Origin of the sequence: Kitasatospora sp. NPDC059747 (assembly GCF_042732955.1) — a bacterium.
Lineage (GTDB): Bacteria > Actinomycetota > Actinomycetes > Streptomycetales > Streptomycetaceae > Kitasatospora.
The window spans coordinates 1-16,872 of sequence record NZ_JBHWGV010000031.1; the positions used below are offsets into that span (position 1 = coordinate 1).

The following is a 16,872-nucleotide window of genomic DNA, read 5'->3' on the forward strand; positions in this document are numbered from 1 at the left end:
GCTGCTTGACCAGCGCACCCAGATCCTGGTTCGAGGTCTTCGACCCCGACATCAGCGTCTGCAGCGCCTGGTTCCCCATGTCGAACTTCATACCGTTCCCCCGTCCGTCCGACCAGACATGCCTGTTCCAGTTCTACCAACCTTCGACCGCCCGGCGAACCCCTCGCGACAGAGCTGAGACGAAGGCATGACCGACCTATTGCCTCCGGCGCCACCCCTCCACGGCCCCGAAAACGCAGCGGCACCGCAGCCGCATCGAGCAGCCGCAGTGCCGGACCGCAGGTCGGAGGAGGTCGGACCGCCTCTTCGCACGGTGGGCCACCAGGGGCTCGAACCCTGAACCTACGGATTAAAAGTCCGCAGCTCTGCCAATTGAGCTAGTGGCCCGCGACCCTGCCCCGTGTGGGGAGGGCCACCGCGATCCTACCCGGTGGGCCCCAGGGGTCCGCCAGTGGATTGGAGGGACTCGCCGGGGGCCGGGGGTGCCGGGGGCGGGGTGTAGTGGGCGGCGCGGACCCGGCGGAGCCAGGCCTCGGCGGGGCGCTGGTCGGGGGCGGCGGGCAGGACGCCGGGACGGTCGAGGCGGTCGGCGGCCGCGACGAGGACGGGGCGGGCGGCATCCGGGTCGTCGGCGATGCGTTCGCCGAGGTCGCGGATGCGTTCGGGGTCGGGCAGGCGGACGAGGTTGGTGCCGGTCTCGTGCAGGTGGACGGCCTGTTCGACGAGCCGCACCAGGTGGCGGGCGTGCTTGGCGGCGCGGCGCCGCGCGGCGGCGTCCGTGGTGTCGCGGGTCAGCAGCTTGCGGAACTGCTGGTCCGCGTAGCCGAGGTAGGCGTTCCGGACGGCCGGCGCGCTGAGGAACGAGCCGCGGATGCCGATGAGTTCGTCGCCGAGCGGGGTGCGCGTCTCGTATAGGTCGTCGGGCAGCCAGACGAGTTCGGACGCGGTGGGGTTGCAGGAGAGCGCGAGACGGCACCACTTGGCGGCCTCGTGCAGGGTGGCGTCCGGCCGGGTGGTCACGTGCGACTCGGCCGGGCGGTGCAGGCCGTGCAACTCCTCGGTGGGGGTGGCGAACAGGCCCAGCCGGTCGATGTCGGAGCCGGCGTGGGCGAAGCCGTACGCGGTCGAGCCGACGATGCCGGCGAGCAGGACGGCCCCGGGCGCTACGGGCGCTACGGGCACTGCGGAGGCCATGGGCACTACGGGCACTGCGGGCACTGCGGGCACTGCGGCAGCCATGGGCACTACGGGCATGCGCGTTCTCCTCTCGAACAGCTCGGTCGGCCGTGGCGGTGGTGATCGCATCCTCCCCGAGCCCGGCCGCGCCGGGCGACCGATTTCCTGCTCGGGGCCCGCCCGTCGGCCGATACTGGCCCCATGGAGCACGGACCGGAGACCCGCACCGACGCCGACACCGCGAAACTGCGCGCCTGGTGGTCGCACCGCCAGTGGCTGGACCGCCCGCACCCCGGCGCACCCGCCGCCGAGGTGCTGGCCGCCACCGGGTGGGCGCGGTCGGTGGGCGGCGCGGCCCCGTACCTGGGGCTGTTCGCCCGGGCCGGGCTCCGCCGGGCGGCGGTGGACGCGGCCGTGGCGCGGCTGGAGGTGCACGAGCTGCCGGCGGCGCGCGGCTGCACCTACGTCCTGCCGGCCGCCGACTTCGCGCTCGGGCTGGCCGCCGGCGCCGCCGGACCGGCGGCCGAACTGACCTCCGCGGAGAAGCACTTGGGGGTCGGCCGGGACGAGGTGGAGAAGCTCTGCCTGGCCATCGAGCGCGTGTTGTCGGAGGCGGAGCCGCTGGACCCGACGTCGATCCGGGAGGAGGTCGGCGACGCCGTCCGGTCGCTCGGCGAGGCGGGGAAGAAACGCGGCGTCTCGACGACGCTGCCGCTCGCGCTCGGGCTGATGCAGTCGCGCGGACGGATCCGCCGGGTGCCCGTCAACGGCCGTCTGGACCAGCAGCGTTACGGCTACGTGGGCTGGGACCAGCCGGTCGCCGGGGGCACCGTCGACCTCGCCCGCCGCTACTTCTCCTGGGCCGCCCCGGCCACCCTGCGGCACTTCCGCTGGTTCTCCGGCTTCACCGCGGCCACCGCCCGCCGGGCCGTCGCCGAGGCCGGGCTGGTCCCGCTCGCACCCGGCTCGGAATTCCTGATGCCGTCCGAACTGCTGGACGAGTATGCCGAGTTCAGGATCCCCGCCGAGCCGCGCTACACCCTGCTCGCGGGCATCGACGGCATCCACCTCCTGCACCGCGACCTGCCCCGGCTGCTCGACCCCGCCGACGCCGCACGCCCGCTGCACGCCGGCCGGGCCGGGCGGTCGTTCGGCAGCGAGGCCGACCCGCAGACCCACGTGGTGCTCGACCGGGGCCGGATCGTCGGGCTGTGGGAGTACGACACCGAGCGCGCGGAGATCGTCCACCAGTCCTTCGTGCCGCCGGACGACGCGCTGCGCGAGGCGGTGGCCCGCACCGAGGCGTTCGTCCGCGACGAGCTCGGCGACGCGCGCGGGTTCAGCCTCGACTCGCCGAAGAGCCGCGCGCCGAAGATCGCGGCCCTACGGGCGGCGGCAGGCACCACGGACCGGGCCACCCGGTAGCGGCCACCCGGTGACGCCCACCGCGTAGCGGGTCACCGGATAGCGTACGGACATGTCGACCACTCCCCCCGAGGTCCTGCTCGTCACCGGCGCGGGCCGCGGCATCGGTGCCGCCACCGCCCTGCTCGCCGCCCGCCGCGGCCACCACGTGTGCGTCAACTACCGGGCCGACGAGGCCTCGGCGGACGCCGTCGTGGCCGCCATCCGGGCCGAGGGCGGCACCTCCGTCGCCGTCCGGGCGGACGTCACCCGCACCGCCGAGGTGGAGCGGCTGTTCGCCACCGTGGACGCCGAACTCGGGCCGCTCACCGGCCTGGTGAACAACGCGGGCACGCTGGAGCGGCAGTGCCGGCTCGAAGACCTCGACGAGGAGCGGCTGAACCGGATCTGGGCGGCCAACATCACCGGCCCGTTCCTGTGCGCGGCGCAGGCCGTCCGCCGGATGTCCACCCGGCACGGCGGTCGCGGCGGCGCCGTCGTCAACGTCTCCTCGGCCGCCTCCCGGCTCGGCTCGCCGAACGAGTACGTCGACTACGCCGCCGCCAAGGGCGCCGTCGACTCGATGACCCGCGGCCTCGCGCTGGAGGTCGCCGCCGAGGGCATCCGCGTCAACGCCGTCCGCCCCGGGCTGATCCACACCGGCATCCACGCCCTGGGCGGCGAGCCCGGCCGGGTCGACCGGGTCGGCCCCACCCTGCCGATGGGGCGCGGCGGGCGGCCGGAGGAGGTCGCCGAGACAATCCTCTTCCTCCTCTCCCCCGCCTCGTCGTACATGACGGGCGCGTTCCTGGACGTCGCCGGCGGACGCTGAGAACGGTCCGCCCGAGGTGACCGGACGTCACCCGGCGGCACCGAAAGGCCTCCTCCGGTTTCCTTCCGCCACCACCGCCCGCACCCGTACCGTGGTGCCATGACCGACGCCATCGACGCCTTCATCGACATCCCCGGCGTGCGCAACTTCCGCGACGCCGGGGGCATCGGCACCCTCCGCCGCGGTGTGCTCTACCGCTCCGGCTCCTTCCACACCCTCACCGAGGAAGGCGCCCGGCGCCTCAAGGCCCTCGGCCTGCGCACCGTGGTCGACCTGCGCAGCGCGTTCGAGCTGGAGGTCTGGCCCGACCTGCGGCACGGCCTCGACCACGAGACCCTCCACGTGCCGACCCTCCCCGCCGACCGCGAGGACGACGAGCACCCGTGGCCCGAGGACCAGGCCGCGCTCTACCCCTTCATGGCCCGCACCGGCGGCCCGTCGATCGCCGCGACCGTCCGCCGCCTGGCCGCCCCGGAAGCCGTCCCGGCCGTCGTCCACTGCGCGGTCGGCAAGGACCGCACCGGCCTCACCATCGCGGTCGTCCAGTCCCTCCTCGGCGCCTCCGAGGCCGAGATCACCGCCGACTTCCTGCGCTCCAACGCCGGCCTCGGCCTCCTCGACGGCCCCACCCCGTACGTCGACGAAACCGGCACCGAACGCGTCTCCCGCCCGGTCTCCGCCGCCCTCCTCGCCTCCTCCCTCGCCTGGATCGAAACCCACCACGGCTCCATCCCCGCCTACCTCGCCCCCCACGGCATCACCGACACCGACCTCACCGCCCTCCGCACCAACCTCGGGTAACTCGGTGGGCCCTGTCGGGGCCAACTGCTAGAACGGTCTCCAACCGCTTCGTAGGCGTCAGGAGATGTCAGTGTCGGACCCGATCGCTCAACGACAGTCCATCGCGCCCGGCCTCTACGAGAGCGTCGTGACGGTCGATCTCGCCGACCGGCTCGAGGGCCTCAAGGAGTCCGGCTTCCACACCGTCGAGCGTGAGGTGACCTCTGAGTCGGCACCGTTCGTCCTGGCCAGGCACATCGGCACCGAGGTCGAACGGGCGCTCAGGGCCGTGGATCCCAAGCAGCGCGTCGACGTGGCGAACCGGATACTGACCGCCCTTGCCTCCGCCAACGACGCTGACACGGGCCACCAGATCAAGGCGGGCCCGAAGGAGCTCATCGCGGTGGTCGAGGAGCAGGCCGCGGGCGTCTTCCAGGTCCGCCCGCTGACCCCGCTCTCCGAGAACGCCCTGCTGACGAACGCCCCCGAGGAGCGGAGCCTCGGCAGCGAACTGCGCGCAGAACTGGCCACCGCCGACCGCGTCGACCTGCTCTGCGCCTTCGTGAAGTGGCACGGGCTTCGGGTCATCGAAGAGCAACTGCGCCAAGCGCAACAGCGCAACGTTCCGATCCGGGTCATCACCACGACGTACATGGGTGCGACCGAGCGCCGGGCACTCGACCGACTGGTCCGGGACTTCGGGGCCGAGGTGAAGGTCAACTACGAGTTGTACACCACCCGCCTGCACGCCAAGGCATGGTTGTTCCGCCGGAACACCGGCTTTCACACCGCGTACGTCGGTAGCTCGAACCTCTCGAAGGCGGCTCTCCTGGACGGACTGGAATGGAACGTCCGCCTCTCGAACGTCGCCTCGCCGACGGTGCTGCGGAAGTTCGCGGCCACGTTCGACTCCTACTGGAGCAACCCCGATTTCAAGTCGTACGACCCCGACCGCGACGCGGACGAGCTCGACCGCGCCCTGGAGGCGGCCGGCAAGCCGTGGGACCGGAACGGTGGCCGCACGCTCGACCTGGCCAAGGTCGAAATGCGGCCCCTTCCCCACCAACGGGAGATGCTCGAAGAGCTGGACCGGGCCCGTGCAGTCCACGGGCACCACCACAACCTCCTCGTCTCCGCCACGGGAACCGGCAAGACGTGGCTGGCCGCCTTCGACTACAAGGAACTGGCCAAGACGCTCGGCAAGGAGCCCACGCTCCTCTTCGTCGCACACCGCAAGGAGATCCTCGAACAGGCCGCTGGAGCGTACCGATCGGTCGTGGGCAACGGGAACTTCGGCGAGCTCTACGTCGACGGGAAGCGGCCCAAGGAGGGGCGGCACGTCTTCGCCAGCATCCAGTCGCTGACCGCAGGAGGAGGCGTCTCGTACCCGGCCGACCACTTCGACGTCCTGGTCATCGACGAGTTCCACCACGCCGCCGCCGACACGTACCGGGCGATCATCGAGCACTTCACGCCACGCGAGTTCCTCGGACTCACCGCCACCCCCGAGCGAGCTGACGGCGTGCGGGTCCAGGACGAGTTCTTCGAGGGCCGCGTGGCCGCCGAACTACGCCTCTGGCAAGCGCTCGCCGACGGCTTGCTCTCCCCGTTCCACTACTTCGGCGTGCACGACAACACCGACCTGCGGGGGGTGGGCTGGCGACAGGGCAGCTATGACCGCGCCGAACTGACGAGGCTCCTCACCCGGTCGAACACGCAGGCCCACCACGTCCTGAACGCCGTCCAGGACAAGGTCAGCGACCCCTTCAACATGCGGGCGCTCGGCTTCTGCGTCTCCGTACGCCATGCCCAGTACATGGCTGACGCGTTCAACGCCGCAGGCCTCAACGCACTCTCACTGTCGGGCGAGACACCGAGCGCGGAGCGGGAGAAAGCCCTCAAGCGTCTTGAGAGCGGCGACGTACAGGTGCTCTTCTCCGTCGATCTCTTCAACGAGGGACTCGACATCCCCAGCGTCGACACCCTGCTCCTGCTGCGCCCCACCTCCAGTGCCACGATCTTCTTGCAGCAGCTCGGCCGCGGGCTGCGCCGTGCCGAGGGCAAGAGCGTGCTCACGGTCCTGGACTTCATCGGATTCCAGCGTCAGGAATTCCGCTTTGAAGACCGCTTCCGGGCACTCACCGGGCATACGAAGCAAGGCATCCAGCGCGATCTCGAACAGGACTTCCCGACGCTCCCCGAGGGCTGCCAGATCCTTCTCGACCGAGTGTCGAAGGACATCGTCCTCAAGAACATCAAGGAACAGCTCAACGCGAACGTCAAAACGCTCGCCCAAGAAGTGCGACAGCACGGGGACACGGCCCTGGCCGGCTATCTCGGCAGGACGGGCCGGAGTCTCCTCGAGGTCTACCGCGCGAAGCACTCCTGGACGGAGATCCGGTTCCGGGCGGGCCTCGGCGAAGACGCACAGAGCCCCGAGGAACGGAAGCTGCTCGAGCGGGTCGTCACGCTCGCCCAGGTCGACGACCCCGAGCGCGTCGAGGCCTACCTCAAGCTCACGGACGACGACGCCCCCGATTTCACCGAGCTCGACCCCCGCATGCAAACGTACGCGGCGATGCTCTTCTTCGCCCTGTGGCCGGACGGTGAAAAATTCTCCTCCATCGCCGAGGGCCTGCGAACCCTCAAGGCTCATCGAGCGCTCCGGAGCGAGCTGCGCGAGGTCTTCGCCCACGGCCTCGAAACGACGACCTACGCCCCCAGGCCCTTGCTGACTGACCTCAGCGCGCTGTCGTCCCAGCCGCTGGCCGTCCATGCTCACTACAGCCGGCCCGAACTGCTTGCAGCGCTGCAATGGGCGGAGCTGGGAAAGTACCTGCCCGCGAAGCACAACGCGGGCGTGGCCTGGTGCCCCAAGGTCAAAACCGACGCCCTCATGATCACCATCGAGAAGGACGAAAAGAGCTTCTCGGAGAACACCCGCTACCGCGACTTCGCTCTCAACGAGGAACTCTTCCACTGGGATTCGCAGAACCAAACGTCCCCGACCTCGCCAACCGGCCGGCGCTACCAGAACCACCGGGAGAACGGCAGTGCCGTGCTGCTGTTCGTCCGTCGGGAAACGGAGAACGAGATCGGTCGACCGAACCCGTACGTCCTGCTGGGACCGGCCGACTACGTTTCCCACGAAGGCGGGAAGCCAATGGCAGTGACGTGGAAGCTGCACACCCCGCTGCCGGCGGACGTGCAGCACTTCACCTCCGTCACCGCCGGCTGACACCCCCCACCGCTTACCCCCGGCGTTCCAGGTGCCACCACTGTGTCGGGGAGTCGGTGTCCTCCCGCTGCTCAACCCCGCCCTCGGTGGCCGTCAGGGGTTTGCCGCTGATGAAGCTCGTGATGGTGTAGGTGCCCGGGGCGTCGTCGTGGTGTTCGAGGAGCCATTCCTGGGCGCCGAAGGCGTTGGCGGACCACTGCTGGATGGGGACGCCGTCGTCGGGGGAGGCGTTGGTGACGTCGAGGCGTTTGCCGCTGTTGGCGTTCTCCAGGTGGTAGAGGGCGCCGCCGGGGTGGACGGCGGTGAGGTGCCAGAGCTGGGCGTCGGTGCCGGTGGCCTCGCCGCAGCGGATGCGGGCTCCGCTGCGGCGGCTGCCGTCGGCGACTTCGAGGAGCAGGCCGTCGGCGGCGTTGCGGATCAGGTAGGCGCCGTCCGTGATCGCGGTGTCAGTCACGGGGGAAGTCTGCCACCGGGGACCGACGGGCTTCGTAGGTGAAGGCGGCGGCGAGGACGGTGGCGGTGGCCGCGACCTGGGCGAGGGCGGAGACGGTGGTGCCGAGCCGGACGGTGGCGAGCAGGAGCACCGCCGCGACGAGCCGGGGCGCGTTCGGGGTGAGGCGGAAGGTGCGGCGGACGGCGGTGTTGACGACGAGGTAGAGCGCGATGCCGCCGGCGAGGGCGCCGGCCTGCGGGAGGGTGATCGGGGCCCCCGGGTGGGCGACGGCGGACTTGACCCCGGCGGCGAACAGCAGGATGCCGAGCAGGAGTCCGCCGTGCCCGAGGTAGTAGACGGTGACGGCGGTCCAGTTGCGGCGCGCGGACGTGAGGGCGGCCATGTGATGCTCGGCGCGGGCGTCGTCGTCGTGCCCGAAGTAGGCCCACCAGAGCCCGACGCACACGGCGAGGCTGAGCAGGGCGACGGCGACGAGGGGCAGGGTGAGGTCCAGGCCGCCGGCGCCGACGCCGATCGCGATGACGGACTCGCCGAAGGCGATGATCACGATCAGTCCGTGGCGTTCGACGAAGTGGTCGGCGCGGAGCCGGAACTCGGGCAGCCGGGCGACCCGCGGGGTCACGAACTGCATGGCGAAGGCGGCGGCCCAGAAGGCGAGTTGGAGGGTGCCCGTGCAGTAGCCGCCGGTCACGACCAGCGCGCCGCCCACCAGGTTGGCCCCGCCCATCCGCAACACGGCGGGCAGCGCGACGCCGGAGGCCGCGAACATGCCGGTGTGCACGGCGACGACCACCAGGTACGCCCAGCCGAACGCGACGCCGCTGCCCTCGAAGGCGTGCGGGACGGACAGCGACATCACCAGGAACGCGCCCATGGCGAGCATGAGGAGGCCGCGCCGGCGGTGGTTGCTGGGCGGCATGGCGTTGGTGAGCCAGATGAAGGCGTCGTACATCCACCAGATGACCGCCAGCATGACGAGCACCTGGACGAGGCCGTCGACGGTGAGGTGGTGGGCCAGGCTGCCGGTGAGCTGGGTGATCGTGAAGACGAAGACGAGGTCGAGGAAGAGTTCGAGCGGGGCGACCTTCAGGGCGGGTTCCGCCTCGGTGCCGGGGCCGGGGACTCGTATCGGATGGGGCGCAGTCACCGCGTGAGTATGCGTCACGGTGCCTTCGCCGCGCCGCTGCTTCTGCCAACGCACGCACCCCATGCGGCCCCGTACGGCCCCCGCTCCGCTCCCCGCACGGCCCGCCGCCTATGCTGCGGCGAATGGCCTCCCAGCACACCCCCACGCCCCATCAGCAGCCCACCTTCGCCGAGGCGGTGGCCGTCCTGGAGGCGGTGGTCGCGGCGGAGGACGAGGAGCGGTTCGGCCCGGCGCTCGGCCTGGTCGGCGGGCTCTTCGGCCCGGCCGGCCCGGAGGAGGTGGCGACCGCCGGGCCCCGGCTGGCGGCGCTGCTGCCGGACGCGCCGCCGTTCCCGCGTTCGCACCTGGCGATGCTCGTGGGCGCCTGCGTCGAGCGGGGCGCCGATCCGTCGGCGTGCGCGGGCCCGGTGCTGGCCGGTCTGCGGGGCGCGTTGACGGGCGCGCAGCGGCTCGTGGAACGGTGGGAGGCGACGGGCGGCGGTCCGCTGCCCGATCCGGAGGAGGACGACCCGGGCGCGGCCCACGGGCGGATCGCGGATCCGGCCGTCCTGGACGCCTGGCAGGCGCACCTGGCCGTCGTCGGCTGGTGGACGCTGGAGCTGTGGCAGCGCGCCGCGTGGGCGGTGCTGGCGCACGCGCCGGTGCGGGCGGAGGCGCGCGCCTCGGGCGTGACGGCCGTGCTGCTGGAGTTGATCGCCCGGTACGGCGGTGAGCGGCACGACCTCAAGGGCCTCTCGTACCTGGCCCAGGTGCTCGACGACGAACCGCTGCTGGTGCTGGACCGGCCGACGGGCACGGGCTACCTGCTCCGCATGGACGGCCTGAGCGACACCTTCCAGCTGCACACGCTCCTCGCCGACGTGCTGATCGGCGGCGGCCACCTGCCGGGCGTCCGGCAGGACCCGGAGGTCGTGGCGCTGTGCCGCACGGCGCACCCGGACGGCCGCCGCCTGATCGCGGCCGGCGCGTTCAACCTGGTGGCGCCGGACGGCTCGTGGCTCTGGAACGAGGGGACGCCGGCCGACATCCCGGTGCTGGACGGTGTTCGGACGCTGGTGCTGGAGCCGCAGCCGTACGAGCGGACGTGGTCGGCGGGCCGGTTCATCCCGGACCTCCCGGGCGACCTGCGGCTGGAGCGCGTGCTGTCCCCGGCGGAGGCGGCCGAGCGGCTGTCGCGGACGGTGCCCGCGCAGACCGCCGCGCAGGCGTTCCGCTAGGACCACGGCAGTAAGCACCAAGGACCACGGCAGTAAGCACCAAGGGCCACGGCACTAGGCACCAAGGGCCGCGAGCGGGCGCCCGAGCGCGTGGGGTTATGGTCGGAAGCCGGAACGCATCCCCCCGAGCGGACGAGTGGAGTCGACGATGGCGAAGGTCCCGAACGTGATCGCGGACGGCGCGCCCGCCGCCCTGACCGCCGCGAGCGGCCTGGTCGGCGGCTACGGCGTGGCCCGCTGGACCGGGCGGCGCGAGCTGGGCGGCGCGGTGCTGGCGGTGGCCGGTGCCGGGGCGGCCGCGCAGTGGCACCGCCGTTCGGGCGCGCGGACGGCGGCCGTGCTGACCGGGCTGTACGTGGTGGCCTTCGGCGGCTCGCACCCGCTGGCGAAGCGGATCGGCGCGTGGCCGTCCGTGTTCGCCGTCACCGGGGTGGTCGCCGCCGCCTCGGCCGTGGCGACGGCGCTGTCCGGCCGCGCCGAGGCCTGACCGGCCGCCGAAGCGCTCAGCCGGTGAACCGGGCCTCGAACGCGGCCCGGTTCGCCGACACCGGCGAGCGGTCCCACACCGCGAACACGACGCGCTCGAAGGCGGCCCCGTACCGGGCCAGCGCGCCCTCGAAGGCCTCGGCGACCTCCGCCGGGTCGTTGCCGAACACGCCGCAGCCCCATGCCCCGAGCACCAGCGTGCGGACCTCGTGCCGGGCCGCCGCCGCGAGCACCCGCACGGCCCGCTCGGCGAGCACGCCGCGGACGTCGACGCCGGGCGAACGCCGGGCCAGCTGGCCCGCGTTGGGCGCGGGCGAGGTCAGGAACGTGACGGGGTAGGGCCGGGCGAGGAGGGCGCCGCCCTCGCCCCGGACGACGGGCACGCCGGGCGAGACGATCACCCGGTGGCTGTACCGGAGGTCGGTGGAGGCGCGGTGCGCCTCGTAGTAGTCGGGCGCCTCCAGCAGGCAGGTGTAGAGGAGCGCGCTGCGGCAGAGGTCCTCCTCCTGGGCGCGGGCGCCGCGCAGGTATCCGCCGCCGGGGTTGCGCGCGGACGCGAAGTTGAGCACCCCGACCGGTCCCGCGCCGGCCTCGACCAGGCGCCGCGCGGCCTGGACGCTGCCCTCGGCCGTCACCTCGACCGCCCCGCGGCCCGGCCCGGGACCGGGGCTGCCGGCCCGTAGGAGGGCGTCCAGCGCGGCCGGCGCGTACGACACCGTCCCGGCCCGGGCCGCCGCCAACTGATCGCCCACCTCGACGAGTTCGCCCCCGGTCGCCCGGTAGCTCCCCCGCGCGGCGATCTCCTCGTTCACCACGGCCACACCGTGCAGTCTGCTGCTCATGGGCCCGACGCTAATGGACTTCCCTCAGCCCGCGCCACAGGTTATTCTCACTCCAAGAACAACACCTCGGGGGGAAACGTCCAGAGGGTCCCAGGGGGGTATCGGGGGATATCGGGGACCCAGGGGGGACGCCGGGGAAGTTCCGGGGGGAACGCCGAAGGGCCCGCTCCACCAAGTGGAGCGGGCCCTTCGTCCGTCAGCCGGCGGTTTCGTCAACTACCGGCGGTACGGGTTCAGTTCTTCCAGCGCGGCTTGCGGTCGTCGCGGTTGAAGCCGCCGCGGTCCTCGCGGTTGAAGCCGCCGGAGCGGGCACCGCGGTCGTCGCGGTCACGACCGCCGCCGAAGCCCGAGGACTGCGGACGGCCGCCGGAGCGGTGGTCGTCACGGCGCGCGAACGGACGGCTGCTGCTGCCGCGCTCGTCGCGGTCACGGCCGAAGGACGGGCGGTCGCCGAAGGAGCGGGCCGGACGGTCGCCGAAGGAACGGCCGCCACGGTCGTCGCGGTCACGGTTGAAGCCGCCGCGGTCGTCACGGTTGAAGCCACCGGAACGGGCACCGCGGTCGCCGCGGTCGTCACGGTTGAAGCCACCGGAGCGGGCGCCGCGGTCGTCACGGTCACGGCCGCCGAAGCCACCGCGGTCACGGTCGAAACCGCCCGAACGACGGTCGTCGCGGTCACGGTCGCGGCCGAAGGCCGGACGCTCGCTGCGGGCCTCGCGGTAGGCCGGGGTCCGCTCCTCGGCGGCCGGGCCGGACTGCGCCGGCACGGCGACCGCGGCGTCGGCGGCCGGGGCACCCTCGGCGACGGTGTCGTCCTCCGCGGCCGGGGCCTCGTCCTCGATGCCCAGCTCGGCCCGCTCGCGCGCCGCACGGGCGGCGAGGCGGTCGGCCTCCTCGCGCAGCTCGGTGGCGCGGCGCTGCGCGCGCTCCAGCTGGCGGGTCATGTCGGCGAGCTCGCGCTCGGCGGCACCGGCGATGTTCGCGGCGCTCTCGGCCTGCACCTCGGTCAGCGAGCGGGCGCCGGTGATCTTGGCGACCTCGGCGTCGAACGCGTGGTCCAGGATGTGGCGGCTGGCGTCGACGCCCGCGTCCTCCATGAGGCGGAAGACGCCGCGGCGCTGGTGCGGCAGCACCAGGGTGACGACGGCGCCGGAGCGGCCGGCCCGCGCGGTGCGGCCGGAGCGGTGCAGGTAGTCCTTGTGGTCGCCGGCCGGGTCCACGTTGAGGACCAGGTCGATGCCGTCGACGTGGATGCCGCGGGCGGCGACGTCGGTGGCGACGACGACGTTGACGTAGCCGTCCTTGAAGTCGCCGAGGACGCGGGTGCGGGCGCCCTGGGTCATGCCGCCGTGCAGCGCGTCGGCCTTCACGCCGGCCTCGATGAGCTGCTCGGCGACGCGGTCGGCGCCCATCTGGGTGCGGACGAAGATGATCGTGCGGCCCTTGCGGGCGGCGATCGCGTTGGTGATCGGCGCCTTGTCCTTGGGCTTCACCACGAGGATGTGGTGGGTCATGGTGGTGACGGCGCCGGCCGACGGGTCGACCTCGTGGGTGACCGGGTTCTTCAGGTAGCGCTTGACCAGGGTGTCGATCTCGTTCTCCAGGGTGGCGGAGAACAGCAGGCGCTGGCCGCCGGCCGGCACCTGGTCGAGGATCTCGGTGACCTCGGGCAGGAAGCCCATGTCGGCCATCTGGTCGGCCTCGTCGAGCACGACGGTGCGGACGTCGGCCAGCTTGGCGCTGCCGCGGTTCAGCAGGTCGCGCAGACGGCCGGGGGTGGCGACCAGGATGTCGACGCCGCGCTCCAGCGCGTAGATCTGGTTCGACATCGAGGTGCCGCCGCAGACGACCTTGAGCTTGAGCCCGAGCACCGAGCCGAACGGCTCCAGCGCGTCGGCCACCTGCATGGCCAGCTCACGGGTCGGGACGAGGATCAGGCCGCGCGGGTGCTTGGGCTTGGTGCGCTCGCCGTCGGCGAGGCGGGTGAGCAGCGGCAGACCGAAGCTGAGGGTCTTGCCGGAGCCGGTGCGGCCGCGGCCGAGCACGTCCTTGCCGGCCAGGGCGTCCGGGATGGTCGCGGCCTGGATCGGGAACGGGGTGGTCACGCCGCGCTTGGCGAGGGCGCGCACGACGTCGTCGTGCAGGCCCAGGTCGCCGAAGGTGATGGTGGGCTCGGCGGACTCGACGGCGTCGGTCTCGACGACCTCGACGACCTCGGTCTCGGTGGTCTCGACGGCCTCGACGGCGTCGGACTCGGGGGTGGTGGTGACATCGGCGGCGGACTCGCTCGCGGGCATGGCGAAGCGGGCGTCGTCAACGAGAGACATGCAAAACCTTCCGGAAGTGGCACGCGCCAAAGTCCGGGGTTCTGTTTCACAACCGCCTCTATGCGGTCAGCCACGGATCGCCGGTACGCGCCAAGGGCGCCAGATGGGAGTAGGGCGCCAGACAAATGAATCAAACGAACGATCTACCACCATAGAGGATCCTCGGGATCGGAGGCAAATGCCCTGGCCATCCCCCTAATGCGGGGCCGGGCGGGGGCTCGGGGCCGAGGAACCGGAGCTGCCGGAGGACGGTTCCGGGGCCGGCGGGACGGTCGCGGCGGGCGAGGAGTGCTCGGGCTCGGGGGTCGTGGACGGGTGAGCGCTGGGCGTGGCCGAAGGGGCGCCCGAAGTGCCGCCGCCGGACCGGCCCTCGCCGGTGCCACCGGCGCCGGAGCCCGCCGAGCCGCCCGTGCCCGCCGTTCCGCCGCCCGCCGACGAGCCGCCGCCCGGCTTGGGTGCGGGGCTGGCGCTCACGCCCCCGGCCGCGCCGTTCGCGCCCGGCGATCCCTCCGCCGCGGGGGCGCCCGGTACCGGGATCACGCCCGCCGTGGCCGCGTTCGCGCCGGGCGCCGGCTCGCCCGGAGCCTGTGACGTGCCCCCGGCAGGCGCGTTCTCCGTCTGCGAGCCCCCCTGCCGCTCCGAGCGCCCGGACGCACCCCCGAGGTGCCCGCCGCCCGCCGGGGCCGAGGGGCCGCCCGTCGCCCCCGGCTTGGCCGCCGGACCGGCCTGGCCCACCGGCGCGACGCCGCCGGGCTTCTCCTCCGCCGCCGGGCCGACCGACATGCACCCCGTCAACCCCAGCCCGGCCACCGCCAGCAACGCCGCCGCCCGCACCACACCGGTCCGCAGGTGCGCGCCCCGCGCCTGCTCCGCCGCCTGCGCCCGCGCCGAAACCGTACGCACCGCCGTCCGAACCGCCCGCACCGAAGCCACCGAGCTCCCTCTCTACCGCCCCACCCTGGCCGCCCCATGCGCGCGGCCGCTCCCGGTGCCCAACGCGCGCCGGGCCCGGCGGGACACGGGCGGCGCACGAGGAAGCCGCCGGCCGCCAACCACCCGGCCCAACGCCGGTGGTTCAAACGCGTGTCGGTTGGAATTCACCCCTGCGGGGGAGCGCAGAACGGCGGCCCGTCACTCCCGAGAGCGTCAGCCCAGAGCGCCACCCCATCAAGTCACCCCCAGAGCGTCACCCCCAGAGCGCCGAGGCCAGCTCCGCCCCCGCGTAGACCGCCGCCAGGCCGGCCGCCAGACTGCCGGCCACGTTCGCCACCGCGTACCGCCCGGCCCCGGTCTCCACCAGCCGCAGCGTCTCGTACGAGAACGTCGAATACGTCGTCAGCGCCCCGCAGAACCCCGTCCCGACCAGCAACTGGACGTGCGGGGACGCGGCCCCCGCCGCGACCGCACCGGTCACCAGGCCCAGCACCGCGCAGCCGACGACGTTCACCACGAACGTCCCCCACGGGAACACCGAGTCGTGCCGGGACTGCACCGCCCGGTCCGTCAGGTACCGCATCGGCGCCCCGACCACGGCCCCCGCCACCACCAACAGCCAGTTCACTTCCCGTCCTCCCCGGCCCCGGGCGCACCGGCCGCACCGGCCGCGCCCGCCGAACCCGTCCGCCCGACGTACCGCACGACGTCGCACGGGTCGAGCACCACCAGCCCCTCGGCGACCAACTCGTCCAGTTGCGGCAGGAAGCCCCGCACCCGCTGCTCCTCGTCCACGATCACCACCGCCACCGGCAGGTCCTCGCTCAGCGACAGCAGCCGCGTCGTGTGCACCAGCGACGACGCCCCGAACCCCTCGATCCCCCGGAAGACGCTCGCCCCGGCCAGCCCGGCGGCGCGCGCCCGGTGCACGATCTCGCTGTACAGCGGCCGGTGGTGCCAGCGGTCGTTCTCCCCGACCAGCACCGTCAGCCGCAGCGCGGGGCCGCTCATGCGCCCGCCTCGCTGCGCTCGGCGGTCGCTTCGCGAAACGCGCACCTCTTGGTCTGTTCGCTCGCTCCGCTCGCTCACGTCACTCATGCCCCACCGCCTTCCCAAGCGCCGCGGTGGATCAGACGCCGCGTCACCACGGCCGCCGTCCAGACCGCGAGGAGCGCCCCCGCCAGCGTCAGCCCGAGGTACGCCAGGCCGGGGCCGAGCCGGTCCGCCTCGATCAGGCGCCGGATGTCCACCGCGTACGTCGAGAACGTGGTGAACCCGCCCAGCACGCCCGTCCCGAAGAACGGCCGCAGCAGCGGGTGCGCCGGGCGGCCCTCGGTGATCGCCACCAGGAAGACCCCGATCACCGCGCAGCCGACCACGTTGATCAGCAGCGTCGTCCACGGGAACGCGCTCGGCCCGTCCGTCCACGCCAGCCCGGCCGCGTACCTGGCCACCGCGCCGACCGCCCCGCCCAGCGCGATCACCGCGACGGCCGGCCCCTGCCCGCGCAGCACCGGCAGGCGCGGCCGCGCCACCGCCGCGACCGGCGGCACCGTCCGTGCCACGTCGTCCACCGTCCCGTCCGAGGTCGTCATAGGGCCATGAAACACCGGCTCCCACCACCTGGCACGCCCCCGTCCCAGAACCGACAATGATCCGGTGGAGATGACCCGGGAAGAGTTCGAGACGCTGGTCGGCGACGCGCTCGACCTGATTCCCCCGCAGCTCGCGGCCATGATGGACAACGTCGCGGTGTTCGTCGAGGACGAGCCGGACCCCGCCGACCCCGAGCTCCTCGGCCTCTACGAGGGCACCCCGCTCACCGAGCGCGGCGAGTGGTACGCCGGGGTCCTCCCGGACCGGATCATCATCTACCGCGGTCCCACCCTCCGGCACTGCGAGACCCGCGAGGAGGTCGTCGAGGAGGTCCGCATCACCGTGATCCACGAGGTCGCCCACCACTTCGGCTTCGACGACCACGAGCTCCACGACCTCGGCTGGTCCTGACCCCTCCCGGAGGGGCGCCGGCACCCGGC

The 16,872-nt window shown here is 73.1% G+C and carries 16 protein-coding genes and 1 tRNA gene; 7 read left to right on the plus strand and 10 right to left on the minus strand.

Annotated elements, in window-relative coordinates:
• Positions 1-314: 314 nt before the first annotated feature.
• Positions 315-387, minus strand: a tRNA-Lys gene (locus ACFV4G_RS16050).
• Between the two features lie 36 nt (positions 388-423).
• The gene (locus ACFV4G_RS16055; RefSeq protein ID WP_380440609.1) at positions 424-1,194 is read right to left on the minus strand and encodes a DNA polymerase beta superfamily protein; all 771 of its coding nucleotides are present in this window, start codon (positions 1,192-1,194) and stop codon (positions 424-426) included.
• Between the two features lie 183 nt (positions 1,195-1,377).
• On the opposite strand from ACFV4G_RS16055, the gene ACFV4G_RS16060 reads away from it, so the two are divergent.
• The 4 genes from ACFV4G_RS16060 (at position 1,378) to ACFV4G_RS16075 (ending at position 7,430) form a co-directional block, all read left to right on the plus strand.
• Positions 1,378-2,601: a DNA glycosylase AlkZ-like family protein gene (locus tag ACFV4G_RS16060; protein WP_380440611.1), complete on the plus strand. Its 1,224-nt coding sequence runs from the start codon at positions 1,378-1,380 to the stop codon at positions 2,599-2,601.
• Between the two features lie 52 nt (positions 2,602-2,653).
• A complete protein-coding gene (locus tag ACFV4G_RS16065; protein ID WP_380440612.1) occupies positions 2,654-3,412 on the plus strand; it encodes an SDR family oxidoreductase in 759 nt (252 codons plus the stop codon).
• Positions 3,413-3,511: 99 nt separating this feature from the next.
• Positions 3,512-4,213 carry a tyrosine-protein phosphatase gene (locus ACFV4G_RS16070; RefSeq protein WP_380440614.1) on the plus strand — a complete coding sequence of 234 codons (702 nt, stop codon included), beginning with the start codon at positions 3,512-3,514 and terminating at the stop codon, positions 4,211-4,213.
• A gap of 64 nt (positions 4,214-4,277) precedes the next feature.
• Positions 4,278-7,430, plus strand: a complete 3,153-nt coding sequence (locus tag ACFV4G_RS16075; RefSeq protein ID WP_380440616.1) for a DUF3427 domain-containing protein — start codon at positions 4,278-4,280, stop codon at positions 7,428-7,430.
• Between the two features lie 13 nt (positions 7,431-7,443).
• Here the strand turns inward: ACFV4G_RS16075 and ACFV4G_RS16080 are convergent, their stop codons facing one another.
• A complete protein-coding gene (locus ACFV4G_RS16080; RefSeq protein WP_380440618.1) occupies positions 7,444-7,884 on the minus strand; it encodes an RICIN domain-containing protein in 441 nt (146 codons plus the stop codon).
• Positions 7,877-9,031 (minus strand): low temperature requirement protein A, encoded by a 1,155-nt coding sequence (locus ACFV4G_RS16085; RefSeq protein WP_380440620.1) that lies wholly within the window; start codon positions 9,029-9,031, stop codon positions 7,877-7,879. Before ACFV4G_RS16085 ends, ACFV4G_RS16080 begins: the two co-directional genes overlap by 8 nt.
• Before the next feature lie 122 nt (positions 9,032-9,153).
• On the opposite strand from ACFV4G_RS16085, the gene ACFV4G_RS16090 reads away from it, so the two are divergent.
• Positions 9,154-10,248: a hypothetical protein gene (locus tag ACFV4G_RS16090; protein WP_380440622.1), complete on the plus strand. Its 1,095-nt coding sequence runs from the start codon at positions 9,154-9,156 to the stop codon at positions 10,246-10,248.
• Positions 10,249-10,396: 148 nt separating this feature from the next.
• Positions 10,397-10,735, plus strand: coding sequence for a hypothetical protein (locus ACFV4G_RS16095; protein WP_380440624.1), 339 nt, complete (start codon positions 10,397-10,399; stop codon positions 10,733-10,735).
• Positions 10,736-10,751: 16 nt separating this feature from the next.
• On the opposite strand, the gene ACFV4G_RS16100 is transcribed toward ACFV4G_RS16095, so the two are convergent.
• The 6 genes from ACFV4G_RS16100 to crcB (ACFV4G_RS16125) form a co-directional block, all read right to left on the minus strand.
• The gene (locus ACFV4G_RS16100; protein ID WP_380440626.1) at positions 10,752-11,576 is read right to left on the minus strand and encodes a TIGR02452 family protein; all 825 of its coding nucleotides are present in this window, start codon (positions 11,574-11,576) and stop codon (positions 10,752-10,754) included.
• A gap of 233 nt (positions 11,577-11,809) precedes the next feature.
• Positions 11,810-13,903 carry a DEAD/DEAH box helicase gene (locus ACFV4G_RS16105; protein WP_380440628.1) on the minus strand — a complete coding sequence of 698 codons (2,094 nt, stop codon included), beginning with the start codon at positions 13,901-13,903 and terminating at the stop codon, positions 11,810-11,812.
• Positions 13,904-14,098: 195 nt separating this feature from the next.
• Entirely contained in the window at positions 14,099-14,806 is a 708-nt protein-coding gene (locus tag ACFV4G_RS16110) for a hypothetical protein (protein WP_380440630.1), read from the minus strand.
• Positions 14,807-15,089: 283 nt separating this feature from the next.
• A complete protein-coding gene (crcB, locus tag ACFV4G_RS16115; RefSeq protein ID WP_380440632.1) occupies positions 15,090-15,464 on the minus strand; it encodes a fluoride efflux transporter CrcB in 375 nt (124 codons plus the stop codon).
• Entirely contained in the window at positions 15,461-15,847 is a 387-nt protein-coding gene (locus ACFV4G_RS16120; protein ID WP_380440634.1) for a DUF190 domain-containing protein, read from the minus strand. The genes crcB (ACFV4G_RS16115) and ACFV4G_RS16120 overlap by 4 nt, the downstream gene beginning before the upstream one ends.
• 83 nt (positions 15,848-15,930) lie before the next feature.
• Positions 15,931-16,431 (minus strand): fluoride efflux transporter CrcB, encoded by a 501-nt coding sequence (crcB, locus tag ACFV4G_RS16125; RefSeq protein ID WP_380440636.1) that lies wholly within the window; start codon positions 16,429-16,431, stop codon positions 15,931-15,933.
• A 70-nt stretch (positions 16,432-16,501) separates the two neighbouring features.
• Here crcB (ACFV4G_RS16125) and ACFV4G_RS16130 point away from each other — a divergent pair, with 70 nt between their 5' ends.
• On the plus strand, positions 16,502-16,843 hold the full coding sequence (locus ACFV4G_RS16130) for a metallopeptidase family protein (protein WP_380440755.1): 342 nt from the start codon (positions 16,502-16,504) through the stop codon (positions 16,841-16,843).
• The last annotated feature ends 29 nt before the right edge of the window (positions 16,844-16,872 follow it).

What these genes read in the sequence shown, in the direction of transcription:
- ACFV4G_RS16090 (WP_380440622.1), top strand. Translation starts at nt 9,154, where the DNA reads ATGGCCTCCCAGCACACCCCCACGCCCCATCAGCAGCCCACCTTCGCC.
- crcB (WP_380440636.1), bottom strand. Translation starts at nt 16,431, where the DNA reads ATGACGACCTCGGACGGGACGGTGGACGACGTGGCACGGACGGTGCCG.
- ACFV4G_RS16055 (WP_380440609.1), bottom strand. Translation starts at nt 1,194, where the DNA reads ATGGCCTCCGCAGTGCCCGTAGCGCCCGTAGCGCCCGGGGCCGTCCTG.
- ACFV4G_RS16130 (WP_380440755.1), top strand. Translation starts at nt 16,502, where the DNA reads ATGACCCGGGAAGAGTTCGAGACGCTGGTCGGCGACGCGCTCGACCTG.
- ACFV4G_RS16070 (WP_380440614.1), top strand. Translation starts at nt 3,512, where the DNA reads ATGACCGACGCCATCGACGCCTTCATCGACATCCCCGGCGTGCGCAAC.
- ACFV4G_RS16105 (WP_380440628.1), bottom strand. Translation starts at nt 13,903, where the DNA reads ATGTCTCTCGTTGACGACGCCCGCTTCGCCATGCCCGCGAGCGAGTCC.
- ACFV4G_RS16060 (WP_380440611.1), top strand. Translation starts at nt 1,378, where the DNA reads ATGGAGCACGGACCGGAGACCCGCACCGACGCCGACACCGCGAAACTG.
- ACFV4G_RS16065 (WP_380440612.1), top strand. Translation starts at nt 2,654, where the DNA reads ATGTCGACCACTCCCCCCGAGGTCCTGCTCGTCACCGGCGCGGGCCGC.
- ACFV4G_RS16100 (WP_380440626.1), bottom strand. Translation starts at nt 11,576, where the DNA reads ATGAGCAGCAGACTGCACGGTGTGGCCGTGGTGAACGAGGAGATCGCC.
- ACFV4G_RS16120 (WP_380440634.1), bottom strand. Translation starts at nt 15,847, where the DNA reads ATGAGCGGCCCCGCGCTGCGGCTGACGGTGCTGGTCGGGGAGAACGAC.
- ACFV4G_RS16075 (WP_380440616.1), top strand. Translation starts at nt 4,278, where the DNA reads ATGTCAGTGTCGGACCCGATCGCTCAACGACAGTCCATCGCGCCCGGC.
- ACFV4G_RS16095 (WP_380440624.1), top strand. Translation starts at nt 10,397, where the DNA reads ATGGCGAAGGTCCCGAACGTGATCGCGGACGGCGCGCCCGCCGCCCTG.